This is a genomic window from Brevibacillus sp. MS2.2 (assembly GCF_013284345.1).
In the GTDB taxonomy this organism is placed as follows: Bacteria; Bacillota; Bacilli; order Brevibacillales; family Brevibacillaceae; genus Brevibacillus; species Brevibacillus brevis_C.
Window position 1 is genome coordinate 23499 of sequence record NZ_JABSUZ010000057.1, and the last position, 6301, is coordinate 29799.

The window sequence follows — 6301 nt, forward strand, 5'->3', positions numbered from 1 at the left end:
ATGAAATGGTAAATGGGATCAAGCGCCAAATGGGTTTCACTCTTATCCTGACAGGACTGCTGCATACGGTTGTCGGTCTCTTGTTCTACGCAAAGCCGCTTCAGCAGATCGTCGCAAACGGCTTTTGGAATGCGGTAGGGCAAGAAGAAGATGCTGCTTTCTGGTTTATGATGTTTGGTTTTTTGTTGATGTTGCTCGGATATATGGCGGATTGGCTGATGAAAAAGAAGGGAATGGAGCCGCCGGCTGCCTTCGGGTGGACGATTCTTGGCATATGCGTGGTCGGGGTGATTGCCATGCCTGTATCGGGCTTCTGGCTAGCCTTACCACAGGCAGGCATCCTGCTGCGCAAGTGATGTAAGAAATTTGCGGATAGGTAGATGGTTCAGATAAAATGAATGTAACCATTTTCCATATGTTTCAATATCCGAGGTGATTTTCATGAACTTCTTAGATGCCAATAACCAATGGACCCCAGAGTTTTTGGAACACATCCAAAAATCCGCAAAGTCATCCATCAAGCTCACGCTGAAAAAAGAAGCGGCTACCTTAACGGATAGTAAGGTTGGCGGTAAGCCTTGGCTGCCGCCACAAATGCCATACCCACAGGATGAAGAAGGGAAAGACTACTTGTTTCTCGCACAAATCAACTGGGCGCAAATGCCGCGACTCGATGGCTATCCCGCTCGTGGATTGACCAGTTTTTTTGTCAAGGAGGATGATACGTTCGGATTGATCGACCAATCCTTTCAAGTGCTTCATTTTGAAGAGGTCTTTGACACACAGGAAATAGACCCCTTCCAACCAGAGGACCCCGACTTGTACAGTCCCGTTTTGGGCGGACCATACAAGCTGACAGGAAAACTAGAGTCGCAGTACGTCCCTTATCGAGATCCACAGGCGGTGAATTTTCAGCTTCCTAGCAATGAGGATGAAGTGGCTTACTCGAAATATTGGGACCTCGCCGATGCAAGCGGGTCTCGGATCGGTGGATATCCCTACTTTACCCAAGAAAATGTGAATCAGAATGGGTGGGAGCTGCTCCTTCAACTGGATATGGAAGGCGACAACTACGATTATTATGTCTCGTGGGGAGATAGCGGAGTGGGCAACTTCTTCATTCGCCGGGAGGATCTGCTTCGTCTGGATTTTTCAAAGGCTTCGTATACATGGGATTGTCTATAAAAGAAAGATGGGGATACAACAATGGAGCACATACATGACGTCCAAAGCGTAATCAAAGAGTCGCAAAAGACCAGAGTGAAATACTTGTTCTTTTGGGGACATACACAGAAGGAATCAGGCACTATCGACAAATCATGCTTCAGCCAATGGTATCCTGCTGCTTTTGTAGAGGATGGCATCACGTACTTGACCGCTGAGCATTACATGATGGCGAAAAAGGCTGAACTGTTCGGTGATCTTGCCATTCGTGATGAAATACTCAGGAAAAGCCATCCAAAACAAGCGAAGGAATTGGGACGAAAGGTTCATTCCTTTGACGAGGCTGTGTGGAATGCGAACAAAACGGCGATCGTTCGCCAGGCAAACCTGTTAAAATTCAGCCAGCATGCCGATTTGAAAGCATACCTCTTGGACACAGGTGACCGCATCATTGTCGAAGCGAGTCCTTATGACCGAATATGGGGGATCGGGATGGCCCACGATCATCCGCATGCGGAACAGCCCGAAAAGTGGCGGGGAGAAAATCTGCTCGGTTTTGCATTGATGGCAGTCAGGGAGCAGTTGCGTTCGTGATCCAGATCACCAAAATTGGAGAAGAACCCGTCGAAAAGGTTCCCTATCTAGCAGCGGGCGCGAATGGCAAAGGGGTTGTTCTGAACAAGTTGCCAATCTTTTTTGGGGAAATGGCGAATATTCCCGATGCTTATGATGCGATCATCATTACTTCCGATCTGCAAGGGGTGATAGAGTCTTGGCACGGGCAGCAGGTACTGCTTGGCGAAGCGTTGCCAGAGATGGTTTCACTGTTACTCGAAATTGAAAAGCCAACCATTTCAAGGGAACGCGTTCTGGTCTTGTTATGCGGAGACTTGTATGCCGATCCATGGAAACGGGGAAGTAGCGGCGATCCCTCCTCCGTATGGCAGGCTTTTCAACGCGAGTTTGGAATTGTGGTCGGGGTTGTTGGCAATCACGATTTGTTTGACTCGGGTTCATTCGCAGAGCTTCAAGGAATGGCAGGCATCACCGTAATCAATGATCCTGAAATGGTGCAAGTCAGCCAGCTCCGTATTGCAGGCCTGGGCGGAATCGTAGGTCGTGCGGATAAACCGAATCGGAGGGAAAGGAAGGAGTTCCTGAAAGGGATGCGGGAGCTGCTTCGCAAGCAGCCTGACATTTTGTTGCTTCATCAAGGACCGGATGAGCCTTCATTGGATCTGCAAGGCTTGCCTGAAATTCGTGAGTGCTTGCAGCAGCATCCTCCCGTACTCGTCTGTTGTGGGCATGTACACTGGGAGCGGTCTTGGATCGAGCTTGCCCAAGGGACACAAGTGTTGAACGCAGATGGGAAGCTATTTGTCTTTACGCGAAAAAGTGGTTGAGCAGACGTTGCGCTGCCAACCACTTTTTTCTATTTACTGAACGGAGAACGCATTTTTTACCTGATCAAGCGACATGACCATTTGCCCATACAGCTTGCCGTCCGGAGTTGCGGGGTCATACGGATTGGACTGGGGTAAGGAGACAGCGTAGACGAGCCCATGGGTTTGTGCCAGCACATCACCCAGCGGAGGTCCTTCCATTTTGGACAGGTGATTCCAATGGGGTACCGTCATGACAAAAATGGTGAGGAGTGAGGACTGCTCCTCTTTTCGCTGATTGGGAGCGAACATAAAATGCGCTTCGTATTTCGTCGGTACATCCAGCTTGCCCTCCAGTGGCTGTTGGCGAGGGGGACGCTTCCTCGTCGATGAGAACTCCTCCACGATGTAATTTCCTGTCCAAGAAGGAGGAATGGTAAACGTAAATGTCTCGGTGATCGGGATCGGCACCGTGAACTGATTGTTTATAGTTCGACCTTTGATATCCTCTGTTGTCGGTCTTTTGACTTCCGGCTCAGGGTCAGATGGAGCCGCATGCTGTGGCGGTGGCGCTGCTTGTGGACCTGGCAGCGAACAGGCGGAGAGCAGAAAAATGATGATGAGTCCTACATAGAAGTACGTTGCTACTTTCATCACGATCCTCCTTGATGTATAAAACACTCCCGTTTATTCATTCCACGCGAGAAGGAAAACTATTCCATAGTCCTATCGTGAATATTTATTCAATAAAACATATTTTTCTTGAATATCAGAAAATATATAATTATAATTTAAATCAGAAATCATTTCCGGTATTCGGAAAAACTAATACGCATTTCATCCGGGAGATAAATGGGGGATAGCAGGATGATTGAGGTTAAGCAACTTGTCAAATCTTTTGGCCCGTTAACCGTGTTGAAGGGCGTTACGCTCACGGTGGAAGAAAAGGAAGTTGTCGTCTTACTTGGAGCCAGTGGTTCAGGCAAAAGTACTTTACTCCGATGTTTGAATTTTCTGGAGTTTTATGACAGCGGAGAGATTCGAATCGGTGGTCAGCAGATTGATCCACACAAGACGAATCTCAATCAGTTCCGCGCCGAGGTCGGTATGGTTTTTCAGCACTTCAATCTGTTTCCGCACAAGACCGTTTTGGAAAACTTGATCGAGGCACCTGTTCACGTCAAAGGGATGAATGCAGCAGAAGCCAAACAATTAGCGTACGAGCTCCTGAAAAAAGTGAATATGCAGGATAAAGCCGATGTCTACCCGGACATGCTCTCCGGTGGACAAAAGCAGCGGGTTGCCATTGCCCGGGCACTTGCAATGAAACCGAAGATCATGCTTTTTGATGAGCCTACCTCGGCACTCGATCCCGAGCTCGTTGGTGAAGTGCTACAGGTTATGAAGCAGCTCGCCAAAGAAGGAATGACGATGATTGTCGTGACACATGAAATGGGATTCGCTCGTGAGGTAGCAGATCGGGCGGTGTTCATGCACGATGGGCAAATTCTGGAGCAGGGACCACCGAAAGAATTTTTTGAAAACCCGCAGCATGATCGTACCAAGCAGTTTTTAGGCAGCATCCGTTAAAATCCACTAAATATAGAGATGAAAAACAGGGGGAATCACCAATGAAAAAACGTGCAAAATGGTCCGGGATTTTGTTGTCTACTGTTCTGATGGGCTCGTTGTTGCTCTCTGCTTGTGGATCACAGGAAAGTGCACCGGCAGCAGGTGGACAAGCTTCTGGAGACGGTGGAAAGAAAGATTTTACGTACGCGATGAGTGGCGTGTACAAGCCGTTTAGCTTCAAGGAAAACGGGCAACTGACTGGTTTTGACGTAGAGATCGGACAAGCGCTGGCAGAAAAAATGGGCATGAACGCAGTGCCGATCACCAATCCATTCGAAACGATCATCCCTGGTCTGGACGCGAAAAAATACGACGCTGTCATTGGGAGCTTGACTGTCACACCTGAACGTCAAAAAGCTGTTCTGTTCACCAATCCATACTACCGTTCCGGTTCGCAAATTTTCGTGCAAGAGGGCAATACAACGATCAAGAGCAAAGAGGATTTGAAAGGCAAGAAAATCGGCGTCGTGAAAGCATCCAACTACTTGGATTGGGCGAAAAAACTGACCGATGAAGACAAAATCACTCAATATGATAGCGATATCACCGCTTTGCTCGACCTGCCGACAGGACGTCTCGATGCAGTGATTACCGACCAGGTAGTTGGCTTGCGATTCATTAAAGAAGGCGGCGGAAAAGTGATTGATGTAGGCGAACCGCTCAGCTTTGACGAGCAAGCGATTGCTGTGCGCTTGGGTGACCAGGAGGCAGTGGAACGGATCAACAAGGCGCTGGACGAAATCGTTAAAGACGGCACCTATGAAAAGATCAGCCAAAAATGGTTTGGCCGCAATATCCTGCAAAAACAGTAAGTGGGCAACGGGGTGTCCGTGATGGACGCCCCCCTTTTTAACGCTTCATGTGAGGAGGATTGAACGTGATTATTGATATTTTCCTATCCAGTTATCCCCTTTTTCTAAAAGCGACATGGCTCACGGTTCAGTTGACGGCAGTTGCCCTCATGCTCGGTTGTGTGGTAGGTCTTGTCATTGCCTTTTTCCGGATATCCGATTCCAAAGCATTGAACTACATCGCGCACACCTACATTACCGTCATTCGCGGAACGCCTTTGATTGTGCAAATTTGTATTCTGTACTTCGGCTTGGCGAATATGGTCACGCTATCGCAGTTTTGGGCAGGGGCCATCGCGCTGGCAGTTCATAACGGTGCGTATATTGCGGAAATCTTCCGAGGCTCTATCCAGTCCATCGACCGCGGGCAAATGGAGGCGTCCAGGTCACTGGGTATGTCGTACCCGTTGGCAATGCGCCGAATCATTTTGCCACAGGCGTTCCGTCGGGCGATCCCATCGCTTGGCAATCAATTTATTATCGGGTTGAAGGATTCATCGCTGGTCGCCTACGTAGGGATGCAAGATTTATGGGGAACTGGTCTCGGTGAAGCAGCTTCCAACTACAAGCAGTTGGAGACGTACATGGTCGTCGGTTTGTACTATCTCGTATTGATCATGATCTTCTCGTATTTCGTGAACAAGCTGGAAGCAAGGCTTGCCAAAGGAAAAGCCCCCAATAAACAAGCGAAAGATAACACGAGTGTGGCAGCGTAACTTTTTGTCATGGAGGACGAAAGAAGGATGGTTCAATCAGTCGAACGGGCGATGAAAATTATTCGGGTACTGATTTCAGACGAAAAACATGCTTGGCCGATTTCGGAGCTGGCGAGCGCAACGGGTCTACCAATCAGTACGCTCCACCGTTTTCTCGAATCCATGATCCAGTTCGGATTGGTTGAGCAGGACCCAGTCACCAAGCATTACAAGCCGGGATATACATGGATGGAAATCGGTTTTATCCTGCATGAAAAGCTGAACCTGCGGGCTGTAGCGAGACCTTTCATGGAGGAGCTGGCGAATGAAGTCGAGGAGAGTATCTTCCTCAACGTATTGGCGGGGGCAGATTCGATGCCGATCGAAAAAGTAGAAAGTCCACTGAAAATACGCATAGACGAGAACCTGGGGGAGCGGATTCCTCTCACAATCGGCGCCCCTAGCAAAATCATTCTTGCGTATTTAAAGCAGGATGCGATTACAAAAGTCGTTTCCGCCCAGCTTGCGCCAGACAAGCAGCCGTCATTTTTGGAGCAGTTGAGTGAAGCCAAGAAAA

General features: G+C 48.6%; 9 protein-coding genes. 8 read left to right on the forward strand and 1 reads right to left on the reverse strand.

Features of this window, described 5'->3' with window-relative positions; all coding sequences use genetic code 11:
- Positions 1-5 precede the first annotated feature (5 nt).
- The 4 genes from HP568_RS28430 to HP568_RS28445 all read left to right on the forward strand — a co-directional run bounded on the left by HP568_RS28430 (position 6) and on the right by HP568_RS28445 (position 2567).
- Complete coding sequence (locus HP568_RS28430) at positions 6-356, forward strand: DUF6463 family protein (RefSeq protein ID WP_173630855.1); 351 nt, start codon at positions 6-8, stop codon at positions 354-356.
- 85 nt (positions 357-441) lie between these two features.
- Complete coding sequence (locus HP568_RS28435) at positions 442-1185, forward strand: YwqG family protein (RefSeq protein WP_173630856.1); 744 nt, start codon at positions 442-444, stop codon at positions 1183-1185.
- A gap of 21 nt (positions 1186-1206) precedes the next feature.
- Positions 1207-1758, forward strand: coding sequence for a riboflavin biosynthesis intermediates N-glycosidase (locus HP568_RS28440; RefSeq protein ID WP_048034309.1), 552 nt, complete (start codon positions 1207-1209; stop codon positions 1756-1758).
- Positions 1755-2567: a metallophosphoesterase family protein gene (locus HP568_RS28445; protein ID WP_173630857.1), complete on the forward strand. Its 813-nt coding sequence runs from the start codon at positions 1755-1757 to the stop codon at positions 2565-2567. Before HP568_RS28440 ends, HP568_RS28445 begins: the two co-directional genes overlap by 4 nt.
- A gap of 33 nt (positions 2568-2600) precedes the next feature.
- Here HP568_RS28445 and HP568_RS28450 read toward each other — a convergent pair whose 3' ends face one another.
- Positions 2601-3200, reverse strand: coding sequence for a hypothetical protein (locus HP568_RS28450; RefSeq protein WP_173630858.1), 600 nt, complete (start codon positions 3198-3200; stop codon positions 2601-2603).
- Between the two features lie 213 nt (positions 3201-3413).
- Between HP568_RS28450 and HP568_RS28455 the strand changes: the two genes are divergently transcribed.
- The 4 genes from HP568_RS28455 to HP568_RS28470 all read left to right on the forward strand — a co-directional run.
- Positions 3414-4136 carry an amino acid ABC transporter ATP-binding protein gene (locus tag HP568_RS28455; protein WP_048034307.1) on the forward strand — a complete coding sequence of 241 codons (723 nt, stop codon included), beginning with the start codon at positions 3414-3416 and terminating at the stop codon, positions 4134-4136.
- A 41-nt stretch (positions 4137-4177) separates the two neighbouring features.
- On the forward strand, positions 4178-4990 hold the full coding sequence (locus HP568_RS28460) for an ABC transporter substrate-binding protein (RefSeq protein ID WP_048034306.1): 813 nt from the start codon (positions 4178-4180) through the stop codon (positions 4988-4990).
- A gap of 65 nt (positions 4991-5055) precedes the next feature.
- Entirely contained in the window at positions 5056-5745 is a 690-nt protein-coding gene (locus HP568_RS28465; RefSeq protein WP_173630859.1) for an amino acid ABC transporter permease, read from the forward strand.
- 27 nt (positions 5746-5772) lie between these two features.
- The coding region (locus tag HP568_RS28470; RefSeq protein WP_173630860.1) for an IclR family transcriptional regulator at positions 5773-6301 on the forward strand (529 nt) is incomplete at its 3' end.